This is a genomic window from Kosakonia sp. SMBL-WEM22 (assembly GCF_014490785.1).
Taxonomy (GTDB): domain Bacteria; phylum Pseudomonadota; class Gammaproteobacteria; order Enterobacterales; family Enterobacteriaceae; genus Kosakonia.
Genome location: NZ_CP051488.1, coordinates 526,081 through 542,832 on the forward strand (window position 1 = coordinate 526,081; position 16,752 = coordinate 542,832).

15 protein-coding genes and 3 tRNA genes are annotated in these 16,752 nt (G+C 55.9%); 15 read left to right on the forward strand and 3 right to left on the reverse strand.

From position 1 onward, the window contains the following. Window positions 1-13: 13 nt before the first annotated feature. Together asd and rsgA are read right to left on the reverse strand one after the other, a co-directional pair. Entirely contained in the window at window positions 14-985 is a 972-nt protein-coding gene (asd, locus tag HF650_RS02605) for an archaetidylserine decarboxylase (RefSeq protein WP_187801059.1), read from the reverse strand. A 98-nt stretch (window positions 986-1,083) separates the two neighbouring features. Beyond that, window positions 1,084-2,139: a small ribosomal subunit biogenesis GTPase RsgA gene (rsgA, locus tag HF650_RS02610; protein ID WP_187801060.1), complete on the reverse strand. Its 1,056-nt coding sequence runs from the start codon at window positions 2,137-2,139 to the stop codon at window positions 1,084-1,086. Window positions 2,140-2,233: 94 nt separating this feature from the next. On the opposite strand from rsgA, the gene orn reads away from it, so the two are divergent. The 4 genes from orn (at window position 2,234) to HF650_RS02630 (ending at window position 3,398) form a co-directional block, all read left to right on the forward strand. Beyond that, window positions 2,234-2,779, forward strand: a complete 546-nt coding sequence (gene orn, locus HF650_RS02615) for an oligoribonuclease (protein ID WP_023478488.1) — start codon at window positions 2,234-2,236, stop codon at window positions 2,777-2,779. 255 nt (window positions 2,780-3,034) lie between these two features. Next, window positions 3,035-3,110 (forward strand) — tRNA-Gly (locus HF650_RS02620). Between the two features lie 63 nt (window positions 3,111-3,173). Next, a tRNA-Gly gene (locus tag HF650_RS02625) sits at window positions 3,174-3,249 on the forward strand. 73 nt (window positions 3,250-3,322) lie between these two features. After that, window positions 3,323-3,398 (forward strand) — tRNA-Gly (locus HF650_RS02630). A 268-nt stretch (window positions 3,399-3,666) separates the two neighbouring features. Here HF650_RS02630 and queG read toward each other — a convergent pair. Continuing rightward, complete coding sequence (queG, locus tag HF650_RS02635; RefSeq protein WP_187801061.1) at window positions 3,667-4,806, reverse strand: tRNA epoxyqueuosine(34) reductase QueG; 1,140 nt, start codon at window positions 4,804-4,806, stop codon at window positions 3,667-3,669. 14 nt (window positions 4,807-4,820) lie between these two features. Between queG and nnr the strand changes: the two genes are divergently transcribed. The 11 genes from nnr to purA all read left to right on the forward strand — a co-directional run bounded on the left by nnr (window position 4,821) and on the right by purA (window position 16,741). Beyond that, the gene (nnr, locus tag HF650_RS02640) at window positions 4,821-6,332 is read left to right on the forward strand and encodes a bifunctional ADP-dependent NAD(P)H-hydrate dehydratase/NAD(P)H-hydrate epimerase (RefSeq protein ID WP_187801062.1); all 1,512 of its coding nucleotides are present in this window, start codon (window positions 4,821-4,823) and stop codon (window positions 6,330-6,332) included. Next, window positions 6,325-6,786: a tRNA (adenosine(37)-N6)-threonylcarbamoyltransferase complex ATPase subunit type 1 TsaE gene (gene tsaE / locus HF650_RS02645; RefSeq protein ID WP_187801063.1), complete on the forward strand. Its 462-nt coding sequence runs from the start codon at window positions 6,325-6,327 to the stop codon at window positions 6,784-6,786. The genes nnr and tsaE overlap by 8 nt, the downstream gene beginning before the upstream one ends. Window positions 6,787-6,802: 16 nt before the next feature. Beyond that, on the forward strand, window positions 6,803-8,125 hold the full coding sequence (amiB, locus tag HF650_RS02650; protein WP_187801064.1) for an N-acetylmuramoyl-L-alanine amidase AmiB: 1,323 nt from the start codon (window positions 6,803-6,805) through the stop codon (window positions 8,123-8,125). A gap of 11 nt (window positions 8,126-8,136) precedes the next feature. Beyond that, a complete protein-coding gene (gene mutL, locus HF650_RS02655; RefSeq protein WP_187801065.1) occupies window positions 8,137-10,014 on the forward strand; it encodes a DNA mismatch repair endonuclease MutL in 1,878 nt (625 codons plus the stop codon). Next, complete coding sequence (miaA, locus tag HF650_RS02660) at window positions 10,007-10,957, forward strand: tRNA (adenosine(37)-N6)-dimethylallyltransferase MiaA (protein ID WP_187801066.1); 951 nt, start codon at window positions 10,007-10,009, stop codon at window positions 10,955-10,957. The genes mutL and miaA overlap by 8 nt, the downstream gene beginning before the upstream one ends. A gap of 96 nt (window positions 10,958-11,053) precedes the next feature. Next, complete coding sequence (gene hfq / locus HF650_RS02665; RefSeq protein ID WP_187801067.1) at window positions 11,054-11,362, forward strand: RNA chaperone Hfq; 309 nt, start codon at window positions 11,054-11,056, stop codon at window positions 11,360-11,362. Between the two features lie 74 nt (window positions 11,363-11,436). Then, on the forward strand, window positions 11,437-12,717 hold the full coding sequence (gene hflX, locus HF650_RS02670) for a ribosome rescue GTPase HflX (RefSeq protein ID WP_187801068.1): 1,281 nt from the start codon (window positions 11,437-11,439) through the stop codon (window positions 12,715-12,717). 82 nt (window positions 12,718-12,799) lie between these two features. Then, complete coding sequence (hflK, locus tag HF650_RS02675) at window positions 12,800-14,056, forward strand: FtsH protease activity modulator HflK (RefSeq protein WP_187801069.1); 1,257 nt, start codon at window positions 12,800-12,802, stop codon at window positions 14,054-14,056. 2 nt (window positions 14,057-14,058) lie between these two features. Next, on the forward strand, window positions 14,059-15,066 hold the full coding sequence (hflC, locus tag HF650_RS02680; RefSeq protein WP_187801070.1) for a protease modulator HflC: 1,008 nt from the start codon (window positions 14,059-14,061) through the stop codon (window positions 15,064-15,066). Window positions 15,067-15,140: 74 nt separating this feature from the next. Then, complete coding sequence (locus tag HF650_RS02685) at window positions 15,141-15,338, forward strand: DUF2065 domain-containing protein (protein WP_023478406.1); 198 nt, start codon at window positions 15,141-15,143, stop codon at window positions 15,336-15,338. Between the two features lie 104 nt (window positions 15,339-15,442). Further along, complete coding sequence (gene purA / locus HF650_RS02690) at window positions 15,443-16,741, forward strand: adenylosuccinate synthase (protein WP_023478343.1); 1,299 nt, start codon at window positions 15,443-15,445, stop codon at window positions 16,739-16,741. Window positions 16,742-16,752 lie beyond the last annotated feature (11 nt).

Below are 16,752 nucleotides of genomic sequence, written 5' to 3' on the forward strand. Positions count from 1 at the left end.
CCTGGGGTGAGGCTTAAACGTCTTCTTTACTGTCGTCAACCAGCGGGTTGGCATCATGTTCCGCTTTAACTTCTTCTTCCGGCAGCGGCGCGGGCTCCTGCGCATCAACTGGTACAAACGGCTCGGTGGAGAGCGCCAGCGGCTGGCCGATTTTGGTCACGGAGAGGCTGCGTAAGGCGTCAACCAGCTGCACTTTACCCGGTGCAAACAGGTTGATAACGGTAGAACCGAGCTTAAAGCGGCCCATCTCCTGGCCCTTCAACAGCGCCACAGCGCCTTCGCTTTCGCCTTCCGGGAAGGTCCAGCGTTTGATAATCCCTTCACGCGGCGGCGTAACGGTGCCCGCCCAGACGGTTTCGATGCTGCCAACAATGGTCGCGCCGACAAGAATTTGCGCCATCGGGCCAAACTCAGTGTCGAACAGGCAGATGACGCGCTCGTTACGGGCGAAGAGGTTGGGTACGTTCTGCGCCGTTAAGTGGTTAACGGAGAAGAGATCGCCTGGAACATAGATCATTTCACGCAGGATGCCGTTACACGGCATATGTACGCGGTGGTAGTCGCGCGGCGAGAGATAGGTGGTGACAAAGCTACCGTTACGGAACAGATCCGCCATCAGGTAGTTGCCCGCCAGCAGCGCCTCGAGGCTGTAGTTATGGCCTTTAGCCTGCAGGATTTTGTCATTATCGATTGCGCCAAGCTGGCTCACTACGCCGTCTGCCGGCATTACCAGCACGTTCGGATCGGTATTGAGCGGGCGCACATCGTCACGCAGCGGGCGCACGAAGAATTCGTTAAAAGAGCGATAGCTGGCGGTATCCGGCTTCTGCGCCTCTTTCATATCGACCTTGTAGTATTTCACGAACAGATCGATAACCAGTTTGGTCAGCCAGCCTGCACGTTTGCTCGCGCCCCAGCCCGCCAGGCGAGTGAGCCACAGTTTCGGCAGAATGTATTGAAGCGAAAGTTTGAATGAGTTTAACAAGGTAGCCTCCAGGCCATTGTTTACTGTCGTTCCTGACCCGACGCCCGGCGTCGGAGTCTTAAAATGGGGGACGATTCTAGCGACGCTTAGCTTAGTTGTCAGTCATCTGATTCAGAAAAGCTTTTACGCGTCTTTACCTGCGACATGCTTTCGAGAATACGGTGATAATTTTCGAAGCGGCTCTCCGCAATTTTACCGTTCTCTACCGCTTCACGGATCGCACACCCGGGATCGGTATCGTGCTTACAGTCGCGGTATTTGCAGTGACCGAGATAATCATGGAATTCGACAAAGCCGTGGGTGATTTGTTCCGGTTCGAGATGCCAGAGGCCGAACTCGCGTACGCCCGGAGAATCAATCACATCGCCGCCCTGCGGGAAGTGGTAGAGACGCGCGGCGGTGGTGGTGTGCTGGCCTAACCCTGAGACGTCAGAGACGTCATTGGTGAGGATCTGCTCCTCGTTGAGGCCGAGCAGCGCATTAAGCAGGCTCGATTTGCCGACGCCGGACTGGCCAGCAAAGATGCTGATGCGATCGGTCAGCGCCGCGATAAGCGGATCAAGGCCATCTTTCGCATGGCTTGATACCATCAGGACGCGGTAGCCAATGTGGCGATAGATATCCATCTGCTCGTTGACGAACGCCAGGCCCTCTTCATCGAGCAGATCGGTTTTATTCAGCACCAGCAGTGGTTCAACGTCCAGCGCTTCGCAGGCCACCAGATAGCGGTCAATAATATTAAGTGAGAGCTCTGGCAGGATCGCCGAGACGATAACGATTTGATCGATATTGGCGGCGATGGGTTTAACGCCATCGTAGAAATCCGGGCGCGTCAGCACCGAGGTGCGCTCGTGCACCGCTTCGACAATCCCCTTCACGTTGACGCCTTCTGCGGCCGCTTTGCCTGGCCGCCAGACCACGCGATCGCCGGTGACCAGCGAGCGGATAGTGCGGCGAATGTTGCAGCGATGCACGTCGCCATCGGCGGATTCGACATCGGCATGCATACCAAAGCGGCTAATAACCACCCCTTCGGCCTTTTCGCCAAACAGGTTGTCATCGTAGTCGGGTTTCTCCGCAGAGGTTTTCAGGCGGCGCTCGTGGTTCGCTTTAACGCGGCGCTGCTGCCCCTTTGAGAGTTTATTTTTACTCAATCGTGCTGGCTCCTGGTCGCCCCGGATGGGCAAAACCTCTATGATACACGCAATTCTAGATGAATATAGTGACGCGATAAGGGTGGAAAATAGCATGAGCGCAAATGAAAACAACCTCATTTGGATTGATCTCGAAATGACGGGCCTGGATCCCGAGCGCGATCGCATTATTGAGATCGCGACACTGGTGACCGATGCCAACCTCAATATCCTGGCGGAAGGGCCGGTGATGGCCGTGCATCAATCCGACGCGCAGCTGGCGTTGATGGATGAGTGGAACGTGCGAACCCACACCGGCAGCGGCCTGGTTGAACGCGTTAAAGCGAGCACCTTTGACGATCGCGCGGCGGAACTGGCGACGATTGAGTTTCTGAAAGAGTGGGTACCGGCCGGTAAATCGCCCATTTGCGGCAATAGCATCGGTCAGGATCGCCGTTTTCTGTTTAAGTACATGCCGGAGCTGGAAGCCTACTTCCACTATCGCTACCTGGATGTCAGCACGCTGAAAGAGCTGGCGCGCCGCTGGAAGCCAGAAGTGCTTACCGGTCTGAAAAAGCAGAATACCCATCAGGCGCTGGATGATATCCGCGAATCGGTGGCGGAGCTGGCTTACTACCGCGAACACTTTATTAAACTGTAAGCGCGGAAGGTATACAGAGCCGATACGCTGTTTTCGGCTCTGTAAGCCAGTGCTGGCGCGGTTTTGCTGCAAAAATGCGCGTTTTGTCGATTAAATCAGCAGTTAAACAAAAAAAACGAAAATTTGCTTTCAGGGGCTTGCAGCAGGAATGATTTCTCGTATAATGCGCCTCCCGTGAAGACACAGAAATGTGAAACACGGCATCACGAAATTTCAGCGGTTAAATGCTTTAACGTGTTGAAATAGCGCTGATAAGCGGGAATAGCTCAGTTGGTAGAGCACGACCTTGCCAAGGTCGGGGTCGCGAGTTCGAGTCTCGTTTCCCGCTCCAAATTTGAAATGCACCATCCAATTTACAGGCTTCGGTTTTTTGACGCTGAACTCTGATAAATATGCGGGAATAGCTCAGTTGGTAGAGCACGACCTTGCCAAGGTCGGGGTCGCGAGTTCGAGTCTCGTTTCCCGCTCCAAATTTGAAATGCCGTAAGGCACGCACCATCCAGATTTACTGGTTCACGGCAATCAGCCAGGCCAGATAAGTATGCGGGAATAGCTCAGTTGGTAGAGCACGACCTTGCCAAGGTCGGGGTCGCGAGTTCGAGTCTCGTTTCCCGCTCCAATCTTTCATCTCCAAAAAATTATCCACAGCGAAGAAGCGCGCTGCGGGCGATTTTCTTTCATGCTAAAAAGTATTGTGAACAGAGTTATCCACAGGCTGAGCTTTGCTTAGCGGGATTTCTATTGCTTCGCTTATGAAATTATTTATTTGTAAGTCCATGAATTATAAAATAAAAACAATATTTCAAAATGTTAACGCGATCGCTTGACGAATTTGTTAACGTTGAAACGTAATGTGTTTTTTATTTTATTCACAAGCTGTGGATGGCTCAGGCATCGCGCGGCAGCCCTTTTTCTACCACCCGCACCAGGCGCTGTTTTTGCGGCAGTTGCACCTCAACGACGCAGGCATTACGCTTCTCAATTTGCTGCGCAATCGCCCACTCTATGTGCTCATCAAGAAGTGGATGCTCACCCAGCCGCTGTTTCAGCGCCACAATATTGGCCTCATCCCACGGCGCATTGCCCAGCGCGACCGCAATATTGCGCAGCCAGCGTAGATGACCGATACGGCGAATCGCCGACCCCTCCGTGATTTTTAAAAAGTGCGCCTCACTCCAGGCAAACAGTTCAACCAGCGCTGGCGCGTGCAGGGCTTTGCGCGGGCTGAAATCCGCCTCATCCGTAAGCTGCGAGAAGCGGTTCCACGGGCAGATAAGCTGGCAGTCATCGCAGCCGTAAATCCGGTTACCGATAAGCGGGCGAAATTCCTCGGGGATCGCCCCTTCTAACTCAATGGTGAGATAGGAGATACAGCGGCGCGCATCGACGGTATAGGGCTCGACAATCGCCCCGGTTGGGCAGATGGTCATGCAGGCGACGCAGCGTCCGCACGCTTCCTCGACCGGTTGATCGATAGGCAAAGGCAGGTCAATCAGCAGTTCGCCAAGAAAGAAAAACGACCCGGCATCGCGGCTGAGAATAAGTGAGTGCTTACCTGTCCAGCCAAGCCCGGCTTTTTCCGCCAGCGGCCGCTCAAGAATGGGCGCAGAGTCGACAAACGGTCTAAAATTCAGCGAAGCACACTGCTGCTGGATCAGTTTGCCGAGCTTTTTAAGGCGGCTGCGCAGCAGCTTATGATAATCGCGACCCAGCGCGTAGCGGCTGACATAGCCGAGCGCCGGGTTTTTCAGCGTGCTGGCGAAGGCCGCGTTTGGCGGCAGGTAGTTCATACGTACGCTGATAACGCGAAGCGTGCCGGGGAGAAGCTCATGGGGGCGGGCGCGCATCATACCGTGACGCGCCATCCACTCCATCTCGCCGTGATACTGCTTATCCAGCCACGCCTGCAGCTTTGGCTCGCTGGCGCTGAGATCGGTATCGGTAATACCGACCTGCTGAAAACCTAATTCAGTGCCCCACTGCTTGATTTGTTGCGCTAACTGATTGAGATCGAGGGGCTGTGACATGACGGACCATAGAGATGAAAAAAAACGCGGCAAGTATACCACACTCCATCTGGCCTGCTGGCGACCTGAAACGTCTCGAACAAGAGGCAGCCGACAGCCTCGGCATTACGTTATACGAACTGATGCTGCGTGCGGGCCAGGCTGCCTTTCAGCTGGCGCAGGATCATTTTCCCACTACAGCGCACTGGCTGGTGCTGTGCGGGCATGGCAATAACGGCGGCGATGGCTATGTTGTCGCACGCCTGGCCGCCGCCGCGGGTATCGACGTCACGCTGGTTGCGATCGAGAGCGATAAACCGCAGCCCGAAGAGGCGGAACAGGCGCGTGAGGCGTGGCTCAATGCCGGTGGCACGATCCACGCCGAAGAGGCGCTCTGGCCTGAAGGGATTGATCTGATTATCGACGGCCTGCTCGGCACCGGATTGAGCAGCGCACCGCGCGACAACGTCGCGGCGCTGATTACGCGTGCCAACCAGCACGCTGCGCCGCGTATTGCCCTCGATATCCCCTCGGGCCTTAATGCGCAGACCGGCACAACACCTGGCGCGGTTATTCAGGCGCGCCACACCATCACCTTTATTGCCTTGAAACCGGGGCTACTCACCGGCAAAGCGCGCAATGTAGTAGGGCAGTTGCACCATCATGCGCTGGGTCTTGAAGCCTGGCTTGCCGGGCAGCAGCCACCCTTTTCTCGTTTTGACGCCAGCCAACTTTCAGAATGGTTTACGCCGCGCCCGCCAACATCTCATAAAGGGGATAATGGGCGGTTAGTGATTATTGGTGGCGACCACGGTACGGCGGGCGCGATCCGCATGACCGGTGAAGCGGCTCTGCGCACCGGTGCCGGGTTGGTGCGCATTTTGACGCGCCGCGAAAACATTGCCCCCATCATCACCCAGCGGCCGGAGCTGATGGTTGATGAACTTACGCCAGAGTCCCTGGTTGAGAGCCTCGAATGGGCCGATGTGGTGGTGATTGGCCCGGGCCTCGGGCAGCAGGAGTGGGGCAAAAAAGCCCTGCAAAAAGTGGAGAACTTCCGTAAACCGATGCTGTGGGATGCGGATGCGCTGAACCTTCTGGCAATCAACCCCGATAAACGTCACAATCGCGTATTAACGCCGCACCCCGGTGAAGCGGCGCGTCTGCTTAACTGCTGCGTGGCGGAAATTGAAAGTGATCGCTTACTTTCGGCGCAGCGTCTGGTAAAACGCTTTGCAGGCGTGGTGGTGCTGAAAGGCGCGGGCACGGTAGTGGCTAGCGCAGACGGCGAATGCGGTATTATTGATGCCGGCAATGCCGGAATGGGCAGCGGCGGCATGGGCGATGTGCTCTCTGGTATTATCGGCGCGCTGCTTGGACAGAAATTCAGTTTATATGATGCCGCCTCTGCGGGCTGCGTCGCGCACGGCGCGGCGGCGGATCTGCGGGCGGCGCAGTATGGCCAGCGCGGCATGCTGGCTACCGATCTTTTTAGCACGCTGCTGCGTGTTGTTAACCCGGATGTAATTGATACAGAAAATGATTAATCGCGTGATCCCTTTACCTGATGAACAAGCCACCCTCGATCTCGGCCAGCGCGTGGCGCAAGCGTGCGCGGGCGCAACGGTGATCTATCTGTATGGCGATCTTGGTGCCGGCAAAACTACTTTCAGCCGTGGCTTTCTGCAGGCGCTGGGTCACAACGGCAATGTGAAAAGCCCGACCTATACGCTGGTGGAGCCGTATGATCTCAATAAGCTGATGGTCTATCACTTTGACCTTTATCGGCTCGCCGATCCGGAAGAGCTGGAGTTTATGGGCATCCGCGACTATTTTGCTAACGACGCGATCTGCCTCGTCGAGTGGCCGCAGCAGGGGACAGGCGTATTGCCAGAGCCGGATATTGAAATCCATTTAGATTATCAGGCGCAGGGGCGTGAGGCGCGCATTGGCGCGGTATCCTCATCGGGCGAATCGTTACTGGCGCGTATGGCTGGTTAACAGGAAAGGTGACGGGATGATCTCTCGCATAACAAGTTGGTTGGCGCTTACGCTGTTGATGCTCTGTTTCCAGGTTAATGCCGCGAGTTTGGCGGATATTCAGGTATCGAATGGCGAAAACCAGGCGCGCATCACCTTCAGTTTTATGGGTGATCCTGACTATGCCTTTAGTCAGCAGGGCAAGCGCAGCGTAGCGCTTGATATCAAGCAGACCGGGATTATTCAGGGGCTGCCGCTGCAATTTAGTGGTAACAACCTGGTTAAGAGCATCCGCGCCGGGACGGCGAAAGATAACCAGTCGATCCGCCTGGTGGTCGACCTGACGCAAAATGGCAAAACCCGCGCGGTAAAACAGCAGAGTGGGGCAGGGTATAGGGTGGTCTTTACCATTGATGCCGATGCGCCACCTCCGCCGCCGCCCGTAGTGGTGAAGCGCACCGAGACGCCGGTTATGAACTCGCAGCCAGGTACACCCGCGCGCAATCCGTTTAAACCGGACAACGATCGCATTACCAGCGTGGTAAGCAGTAACACTACCACCCGCCCGGCCTCCCGGACGCGCGTGGCTTCGGGCGATAAAGTGATTATTGCCATTGATGCCGGTCACGGCGGTCAGGACCCTGGCGCGATTGGCGCAGGCGGCACGCAGGAGAAGAGCGTAACAATTGCTATCGCGCGTAAGCTTCGCGCGTTGCTGAATGCCGACCCGATGTTTAAGCCGGTGATGACCCGCGATGGCGACTACTTTATTTCGGTAATGGGCCGTTCCGACGTGGCGCGAAAACAGAACGCCAACTTCCTGGTCTCAATTCATGCGGATGCCGCGCCGAACCGCGACGCGACGGGCGCCTCGGTGTGGGTGCTCTCAAACCGCCGCGCGAACAGCGAAATGGCAAGCTGGCTTGAGCAGCACGAGAAGCAGTCCGAACTGCTGGGCGGCGCGGGTGATGTGCTGGCTAACAGCCAGTCCGACCCTTACCTCAGCCAGGCGGTGCTTGATCTGCAATTCGGTCACTCCCAGCGTGTTGGCTATGATGTCGCCACCAATATGCTAAGCCAGCTTCAGCGCGTAGGCGCGCTGCATAAACGCCGCCCGGAGCATGCAAGCCTTGGCGTGCTGCGCTCGCCGGATATTCCCTCGGTGCTGGTGGAAACCGGGTTTATCAGCAATCGCAGCGAAGAGCGGCTGCTTGCCAGCGACGACTACCAACAGCAAATCGCAGCGGCCATTTATGGCGGTCTGCGTAACTACTTCCTTGCGCATCCTCTGCAATCAGCCCCGCAGGGCGGTGCGCAAATGGCGAATGCGGGCGCGCCCGCAGATGGTCTGCTTAACTAAGGATTCTTTTCATGCCGATACAGGTTCTACCGCCACAGCTTGCGAACCAGATCGCCGCAGGCGAAGTGGTTGAGCGCCCTGCGTCGGTAGTGAAAGAGCTGGTGGAAAACAGCCTGGATGCCGGTGCGACGCGCATCGATATCGATATCGAGCGCGGCGGCGCTAAGCTTATCCGCATCCGTGATAACGGCTGCGGCATCAAAAAAGAGGAGCTGGCGCTGGCGTTAGCGCGTCATGCCACCAGCAAGATCGCCTCTCTTGATGACTTAGAAGCGATCATCAGCCTTGGCTTTCGCGGCGAAGCGCTGGCGAGTATCAGTTCGGTTTCGCGTTTAACGCTCACCTCGCGCACCGCTGAGCAGCAGGAAGCATGGCAGGCCTATGCCGAAGGGCGCGAGATGGCGGTCACGGTAAAACCGGCCGCCCACCCGGTTGGCACCACCCTTGAAGTGCTGGATCTCTTCTACAACACCCCGGCGCGGCGCAAGTTTATGCGCACGGAAAAGACCGAGTTTAACCATATCGATGAGGTGATCCGCCGCATCGCGCTGGCGCGCTTCGACGTTACTATCAACCTCAACCATAACGGCAAGATGGTGCGCCAGTACCGCGCGGTGGCGCAAGGCGGGCAGAAAGAGCGTCGTCTCGGCGCCATTTGCGGGACCTCTTTCCTGGAACAGGCGCTAGCGATTGAGTGGCAGCACGGCGATTTAGCTCTGCGCGGTTGGGTCGCCGATCCCAAGAGCAACACCGCTGCGTTTACCGATATTCAATATTGCTATGTGAATGGCCGCATGATGCGCGACCGGTTGATAAACCATGCCATTCGCCAGGCCTGCGAAGATAAGCTCGGGGCCGATCAGCAACCCGCTTTTGTGCTCTATCTGGAGATCGACCCGCACCAGGTGGATGTTAACGTTCACCCGGCTAAGCATGAAGTGCGCTTTCACCAGTCGCGGCTGGTGCATGACTTTATCTATCAGGGCGTGCTGAGTGTGTTGCAGCAGCAGCTTGACGCGACGCTGCCGCTCCCGGACGAACCTGCGCCGCGCGTAATTCCGGAAAACCGCGTGGCTGCCGGGCGTAATCAGTTTGCCGAACCGCGCGCCGCACGCGAACCCGAGACAGGATCCTATTCGTCCTCTTCCGGCAGCGGATCGTCCTCGGGTGCCTCTTCCCGTACGCCTGCGAGCAGCGATCGCGGCTGGCCGAACGCGCAGCCGGGTTATCAGAAACAGCAGGGCGCGCTCTACCAGAAACTGCTGGAAACGCCGGTGGTTGAGCCGAAAGCGGAGAAACGCGCCCCCTCTTCAGCCCCGGCACTCGATGGGCACAGCCAGAGTTTTGGCCGCGTACTGACGCTGATTGCGCCGCACTACGCGCTGCTTGAGCGCGATGGCAAGCTGGCGCTGCTGGCACTGCCGGTGGCCGAGCGCTGGCTGCGCCATGCGCAGCTCTCGCCCGATAATGCACCGGGCTGCGGACAGCCGTTGTTGATTCCGGTACGGCTGAAAATTTCTGCCGATGAGAGCGCTACGCTTAAGCGCGCGCAGCCCGTGCTGACGCGAATGGGCATTGAATTTGTGCCGGATGGCCATCACGTGACCATTCGCGCGGTGCCTTTACCCTTGCGCCAACAAAATTTACAAAACTTGATTCCTGAACTGTTAGGCTACCTGGCGCAGCAGACAAGTATTGACGCGGTGAATATTGCTCACTGGCTGGCACGCCGTCTGGCGACTGAACATGCACAGTGGAGCGTCGCTCAGGCGATCACTTTATTGGCCGACGTTGAACGGCTTTGTCCGCATCTGGTGAAGACCCCGCCGGATGGTTTATTACAACCTGTTGATTTACAAAAGGCGATGAACGCCCTGAACGATGAGTGAAGTAAGTAAGGCAAGCCTGCCGAAGGCAATTTTTTTGATGGGCCCGACGGCCTCTGGTAAGACAGCGCTCGCAATCGCGTTACGTAAAGTTTTGCCAGTTGAGTTGATAAGCGTTGATTCAGCCCTTATCTATCAGGGCATGGATATCGGTACAGCTAAACCGAACGCGGAAGAGCTTCGCGCTGCGCCGCACCGGTTGCTTGATATCCGGGATCCGGCACAAGCCTACTCCGCAGCTGATTTTCGCCGCGATGCGCTGGCTGAAATGAAAGCGATCACCGACGCAGGACGTATTCCTCTGCTGGTGGGCGGCACGATGCTCTACTTTAAGGCGTTGCTGGAGGGGTTATCCCCCTTGCCGTCAGCCGATCCGAAGGTGCGAGCCGAGATTGAACAGCAGGCAGCAGAGCGTGGATGGGATGCATTGCATGCACAGTTACAGATCATCGATCCTGTCGCTGCAGCACGAATCCATCCGAATGATCCGCAAAGGCTTTCCCGGGCACTGGAAGTTTTTTTCATTTCGGGTAAAACTTTAACAGATCTGACGCAAACGTCAGGAGACGCTCTGCCTTACCAGGTGCATCAGTTCGCCATCGCCCCGGCGAGCCGTGAACTGCTCCATCAACGAATCGAGCAGCGTTTTCACCAGATGTTAGCTTCAGGTTTTGAAGCAGAAGTGCGGGCGCTATTTGCCCGCGGAGATTTGCATACGGATATGCCTTCCGTTCGTTGTGTGGGATATCGCCAGATGTGGTCCTATCTTGAAGGCGAGATTTCATACGATGAAATGGTTTATCGAGGTATTTGCGCGACGAGGCAGTTAGCCAAGCGACAGATGACCTGGCTACGCGGATGGAATGAGGTTCACTGGTTAGAGAGTGAAAAGCCAGAAAAGTCTTACCATGACGTGTTACAGGTAGTTAGTGCTATCGCAGGGTGAATGTGTACAATTACCGCGTATCGTGCGCAAATTTTTACGCAGTTTTCAGAGCTTCCGGGTTCTAAGTACAAAACAAGCATATAAGGAAAAGATAGAATGGCTAAGGGGCAATCTTTACAAGATCCGTTCCTGAACGCACTGCGTCGGGAACGTGTTCCAGTTTCAATTTATTTGGTGAATGGTATCAAACTGCAAGGACAGATTGAGTCTTTCGATCAGTTCGTAATTTTGCTGAAAAACACAGTCAGCCAGATGGTTTATAAGCACGCGATTTCGACTGTTGTTCCGTCCCGCCCGGTTTCACATCACAGCAACAATGCGGGTGGCGGCTCCAACAACAACAACTACCACCACGGTAGCAACGCGCAAGGCTCTGCACAGCAGGACAGCGAAGAAACCGAGTAAGGTTGAAGGCTGATTTCCAGATCGGGGAGCCAGTTTCGCTGTGTTCCCCGCTGGTATTTAATGAGGGTTTACGCTTGTTTGACCGTTATGATGCCGGTGAGCAGGCGGTGCTGGTACACATCTATTTTTCGCAAGACAAAGATATGGAAGATCTCCAGGAGTTTGAAGCTCTGGTCTCTTCCGCCGGTGTCGAAGCAATGCAGGTGATTACCGGTAGCCGTAAAGCACCGCACCCCAAATATTTCGTTGGTGAAGGTAAAGCAGTCGAGATTGCAGAAGCCGTAAAAGCAACGGGTGCGTCCGTCGTACTCTTTGATCATGCGCTAACCCCTGCCCAGGAACGTAACCTGGAGCGACTGTGCGAATGTCGTGTTATCGATCGCACCGGCCTTATTTTGGACATTTTTGCCCAGCGTGCGCGAACGCACGAGGGGAAATTGCAGGTAGAACTGGCGCAATTGCGCCATCTGGCGACGCGCCTTGTGCGTGGCTGGACCCACCTTGAAAGACAGAAAGGCGGGATTGGTTTGCGTGGACCGGGTGAAACCCAGCTCGAAACCGACCGTCGTTTGTTGCGTAATCGCATTACTCAAATCCTCTCGCGCCTGGAAAAGGTTGAGAAACAGCGTGAACAGGGGCGTCGTTCCCGTACCAAGGCGGATATTCCCACGGTTTCACTGGTGGGTTATACCAACGCCGGTAAATCGACGCTGTTTAACCAGATAACCGAAGCGCAGGTCTATGCAGCCGATCAGCTGTTCGCCACGCTGGATCCGACGCTGCGCCGCATTGACGTTGCAGATGTAGGTGAAACCGTACTGGCCGATACCGTCGGCTTTATTCGCCATCTGCCGCACGATCTGGTTGCCGCGTTTAAAGCGACGCTGCAGGAGACGCGCCAGGCGACGCTGCTGCTGCATGTGATTGACGGCGCGGATGTGCGCGTACAGGAAAATATCGACGCGGTGAACACGGTGCTCGAAGAGATCGATGCACATGAGATCCCGACGCTGCTGGTGATGAATAAGATCGATATGCTGGAGGATTTCGAGCCGCGTATCGACAGAGATGAAGAGAACAAACCGACTCGCGTCTGGCTCTCCGCCCAGACGGGGGCTGGCGTACCACTGTTATTCCAGGCTTTGACAGAACGTCTTGCCGGCGAAGTTGCGCAGCACACGCTGCGGTTGCCAGCGGAAGAGGGGCGTTTAAGAAGCCGGTTTTATCAGCTTCAGGCAATAGAAAAAGAGTGGACGGAAGAGGATGGCAGCGTAGGTATGCAGATACGGATGCCCATCGTTGACTGGCGTCGACTCTGTAAACAAGAACCGGCGCTCGAAGAGTACATCGTTTGATCGGCAAAGCCTGAAGATTTTTCCCCTTTGGGGGTGCCCGCCTGCGCGGGCATACACCGCAAAATAAATATGGAGCACATACATGGCGTGGAATCAGCCCGGTAACAACGGACAAGACCGCGACCCGTGGGGAAGCAGCAAACCAGGCGGCAACTCTGAGGGAAATGGAAACAAAGGCGGTCGCGATCAGGGGCCACCTGATCTGGATGATATCTTCCGCAAGCTGAGTAAAAAGCTCGGCGGTCTGGGCGGTGGCAAAGGCACCGGCGGGAGTAATCCAGGCTCTTCTGGTCCTCGTAGTCCAATGGGCGGACGCGTGTTCGGTATTGCTGCCGTTGCTGCCGTGGTGATCTGGGCTGCGACCGGCTTCTACACCATTAAAGAAGCGGAGCGCGGCGTGGTGACACGCTTTGGTAAATTCAGCCACCTGGTGGAGCCTGGTCTGAACTGGAAGCCAACCTTTATCGATAACGTGACGGCGGTAAACGTCGAATCCGTTCGTGAACTGGCTGCCTCTGGCGTGATGCTGACCTCTGATGAAAACGTGGTGCGCGTTGAGATGAACGTGCAGTACCGCGTAACCGATCCTGAGCGCTATCTCTTTAGCGTCACCAGCGCCGACGACAGTCTGCGTCAGGCGACCGACAGCGCCCTGCGCGGCGTAATCGGTAAATACACCATGGATCGTATTCTGACTGAAGGGCGTACCGTTATTCGTAGCGATACCCAGCGCGAGCTGGAAGAGACCATTCGTCCTTACAACATGGGTATTACCCTGCTGGACGTTAACTTCCAGGCCGCTCGTCCGCCGGAAGAGGTGAAAGCCGCGTTTGATGATGCGATAGCCGCCCGTGAAAACGAGCAGCAGTTCATTCGTGAAGCGGAAGCCTACACCAACGAAGTGCAGCCGCGTGCGAACGGTCAGGCGCAGCGTATCCTCGAAGAGGCGCGCGCATATAAAACGCAGACCGTGCTGGAAGCGCAGGGTGAAGTGGCGCGTTTTGCCAAGATCCTGCCTGAATATAAAGCCGCCCCGGAAATTACCCGCGAGCGTCTCTATATCGAAGCGATGGAGAAAGTGCTGAGCCACACCCGTAAAGTGCTGGTGAATGATAAAGGCGGCAACCTGATGGTGCTTCCGCTGGATCAGATGCTGAAAGGCGCTGGCGCGCCAGCGGCGAAGAGCGACAGCGAGGGGGCAAATAATCTGTTGCGCCTGCCGCCCGCCTCCAATTCTGGCAACAACGCCAACAGCAATTCGACTTCCTCAGCGGGAGATATCATGGATCAACGCCGCGTCAACGCGCAGCGTAACGACTACCAGCGTCAGGGGGAATAACGATGCGTAAGTCAGTTATTGCGATCATCACCATCATCGTGCTGGTAGTGCTTTTCACCTCGATTTTCGTGGTGCGAGAGGGCGAGCGAGGCATTTCAATGCGCTTCGGTAAAGTGCTGCGTGACGGCGACAACAAGCCATTAGTCTTCGAGCCGGGCCTGCACTTCAAACTGCCATTTATTGAGTCGGTCAAACTGCTTGATGCGCGTATCCAGACTATGGATAACCAGGCGGATCGCTTTGTGACCAAAGAGAAGAAAGACCTGATCGTTGACTCCTATATCAAGTGGCGTATCAGCGATTTCAGCCGTTATTACCTGGCTACCGGCGGCGGTGACGTCTCCCAGGCGGAGCTGCTGCTTAAACGTAAATTCTCAGACCGTCTGCGCTCTGAGATTGGTCGTCTGGATGTTAAAGATATCGTGACCGACTCTCGCGGTCGCTTAACTTCGGAAGTGCGTGACGCGCTGAATTCCGGCTCTGCCGGTACTGAAGATGAGGTGGTTACGCCAGCGGCGGATAATGCGATCGCTAAAGCCGCTGAACGCGTTCAGGCTGAAACGAACGGTAAAGTGCCGGTCATTAATCCGAACAGTATGGCGGCGCTGGGCATTGAAGTGGTCGATGTGCGTATTAAGCAGATCAACCTGCCGACGGAAGTGTCAGACGCGATTTACAACCGTATGCGCGCCGAGCGTGAAGCGGTTGCGCGTCGCCACCGTTCACAGGGCCAGGAAGAGGCGGAAAAACTGCGCGCTACCGCAGACTATGAAGTGACCAAAACGCTGGCGGAAGCCGAGCGTCAGGGGCGCATCATGCGTGGTGAGGGCGATGCCGAAGCGGCGAAACTGTTTGCTGATGCCTTCAGCCAGGATCCCGACTTCTACGCCTTTATCCGTAGCCTGCGTGCGTACGAAAACAGCTTCGACAGCAATCAGGATGTGATGGTGTTAAGCCCGGACAGCGATTTCTTCCGTTATATGAAGACGCCGACCTCTACCGCACGCTAATATCGCGTCAACGGTTTTAATAATGAAAACCACTGCTCAATTCGGGCGGTGGTTTTTCTTTTGTGAGGATACCCATGAACGCAACAATCTGGCTCGCTCTGGCGTTAGTTTTGGTGCTGGAAGGGCTTGGCCCGATGCTCTATCCACGTGCCTGGCGGCGAATGATCGCTTCATTGAGCCAGCTCCCGGATAATATTTTGCGCCGTTTTGGCGGCGGACTTGTGGTCGCAGGCATCGTTGTCTACTACATGTTGAGGAAAACGATTGGCTGAGGCAATAATCGGCTAACTCGCGGGAATTTTGCACGGAAAAAGTGCTGATTCTCTAAAAAAGCGGTGGTAGAATCCATTTTTAAGCAAACGGTGATTTTGAAAAAATGGGTAACAACGTCGTCGTACTGGGCACCCAATGGGGTGACGAAGGTAAAGGGAAGATTGTCGATCTTCTGACTGAACGGGCTAAATATGTTGTGCGCTACCAGGGCGGTCACAACGCAGGCCATACTCTCGTAATCAACGGTGAAAAAACCGTCCTCCATCTTATTCCATCAGGCATTCTTCGCGAAAACGTCACCAGCATCATCGGTAACGGCGTTGTGCTGTCGCCTGCTGCGCTGATGAAAGAGATGAAAGAACTGGAAGACCGTGGTATCCCGGTTCGCGAACGTCTGCTGCTCTCTGAAGCCTGCCCGTTAATTCTTGATTATCACGTTGCGCTGGACGTCGCTCGCGAGAAAGCGCGCGGCGCGAAAGCGATCGGCACCACCGGTCGCGGTATCGGCCCGGCATATGAAGATAAAGTTGCCCGTCGCGGTCTGCGCGTTGGCGATCTGTTCGATAAAGCGACCTTCGCCGATAAACTGAAAGAAGTGATGGAATATCACAACTTCCAGCTGGTGAACTACTACAAAGTTGAAGCGGTTGACTACCAGAAAGTGCTGGATGATGTGATGGCAATCGCCGACATCCTCACCGCCATGGTTGTTGACGTTTCCGACTTACTGGATCAGGCGCGTAAGCGCGGCGACTTCGTGATGTTCGAAGGCGCGCAGGGTACGCTGCTGGATATCGACCACGGTACCTATCCGTACGTCACCTCCTCCAACACCACCGCAGGCGGTGTTGCCACCGGTTCCGGCCTTGGCCCGCGCTATGTTGATTACGTGCTGGGCATCATCAAAGCCTACTCCACCCGTGTGGGTGCAGGTCCGTTCCCGACCGAACTGTTTGATGAAACCGGCGAGTTCCTCTGCAAGCAGGGTAACGAATTTGGCGCGACTACCGGACGTCGTCGTCGTACCGGCTGGCTGGATGCCGTTGCTGTGCGCCGTGCCGTACAGATCAACTCCCTCTCTGGTTTCTGCCTGACCAAGCTGGACGTGCTGGATGGCCTGAAAGAGGTGAAGATCTGCGTCGCTTACCGCATGCCGGATGGCCGCGAAGTGGACACCACGCCGCTGGCTGCCGACAACTGGGAAGGTATCGAGCCGATCTACGAAACCATGCCGGGCTGGTCTGAAACCACCTTTGGCGTGAAAGAGCGCAGCGGCCTGCCGCAGGCAGCGCTCAACTACATCAAACGTATTGAAGAACTTACTGGTGTACCGATCGATATCATTTCTACCGGTCCTGATCGCACTGAGACCATGATTCTGCGCGACCCGTTCGACGCATAATCCTGCTTAAG

Bases quoted from the DNA above. Each gene is read 5' to 3' on its own strand.
- amiB (WP_187801064.1), top strand. From the start codon at position 6,803: ATGATCTCTCGCATAACAAGTTGGTTGGCGCTTACGCTGTTGATGCTC.
- nnr (WP_187801062.1), top strand. From the start codon at position 4,821: ATGAAAAAAAACGCGGCAAGTATACCACACTCCATCTGGCCTGCTGGC.
- HF650_RS02685 (WP_023478406.1), top strand. From the start codon at position 15,141: ATGAACGCAACAATCTGGCTCGCTCTGGCGTTAGTTTTGGTGCTGGAA.
- queG (WP_187801061.1), bottom strand. From the start codon at position 4,806: ATGTCACAGCCCCTCGATCTCAATCAGTTAGCGCAACAAATCAAGCAG.
- tsaE (WP_187801063.1), top strand. From the start codon at position 6,325: ATGATTAATCGCGTGATCCCTTTACCTGATGAACAAGCCACCCTCGAT.
- hflC (WP_187801070.1), top strand. From the start codon at position 14,059: ATGCGTAAGTCAGTTATTGCGATCATCACCATCATCGTGCTGGTAGTG.
- hfq (WP_187801067.1), top strand. From the start codon at position 11,054: ATGGCTAAGGGGCAATCTTTACAAGATCCGTTCCTGAACGCACTGCGT.
- purA (WP_023478343.1), top strand. From the start codon at position 15,443: ATGGGTAACAACGTCGTCGTACTGGGCACCCAATGGGGTGACGAAGGT.
- hflK (WP_187801069.1), top strand. From the start codon at position 12,800: ATGGCGTGGAATCAGCCCGGTAACAACGGACAAGACCGCGACCCGTGG.
- miaA (WP_187801066.1), top strand. From the start codon at position 10,007: ATGAGTGAAGTAAGTAAGGCAAGCCTGCCGAAGGCAATTTTTTTGATG.
- mutL (WP_187801065.1), top strand. From the start codon at position 8,137: ATGCCGATACAGGTTCTACCGCCACAGCTTGCGAACCAGATCGCCGCA.
- orn (WP_023478488.1), top strand. From the start codon at position 2,234: ATGAGCGCAAATGAAAACAACCTCATTTGGATTGATCTCGAAATGACG.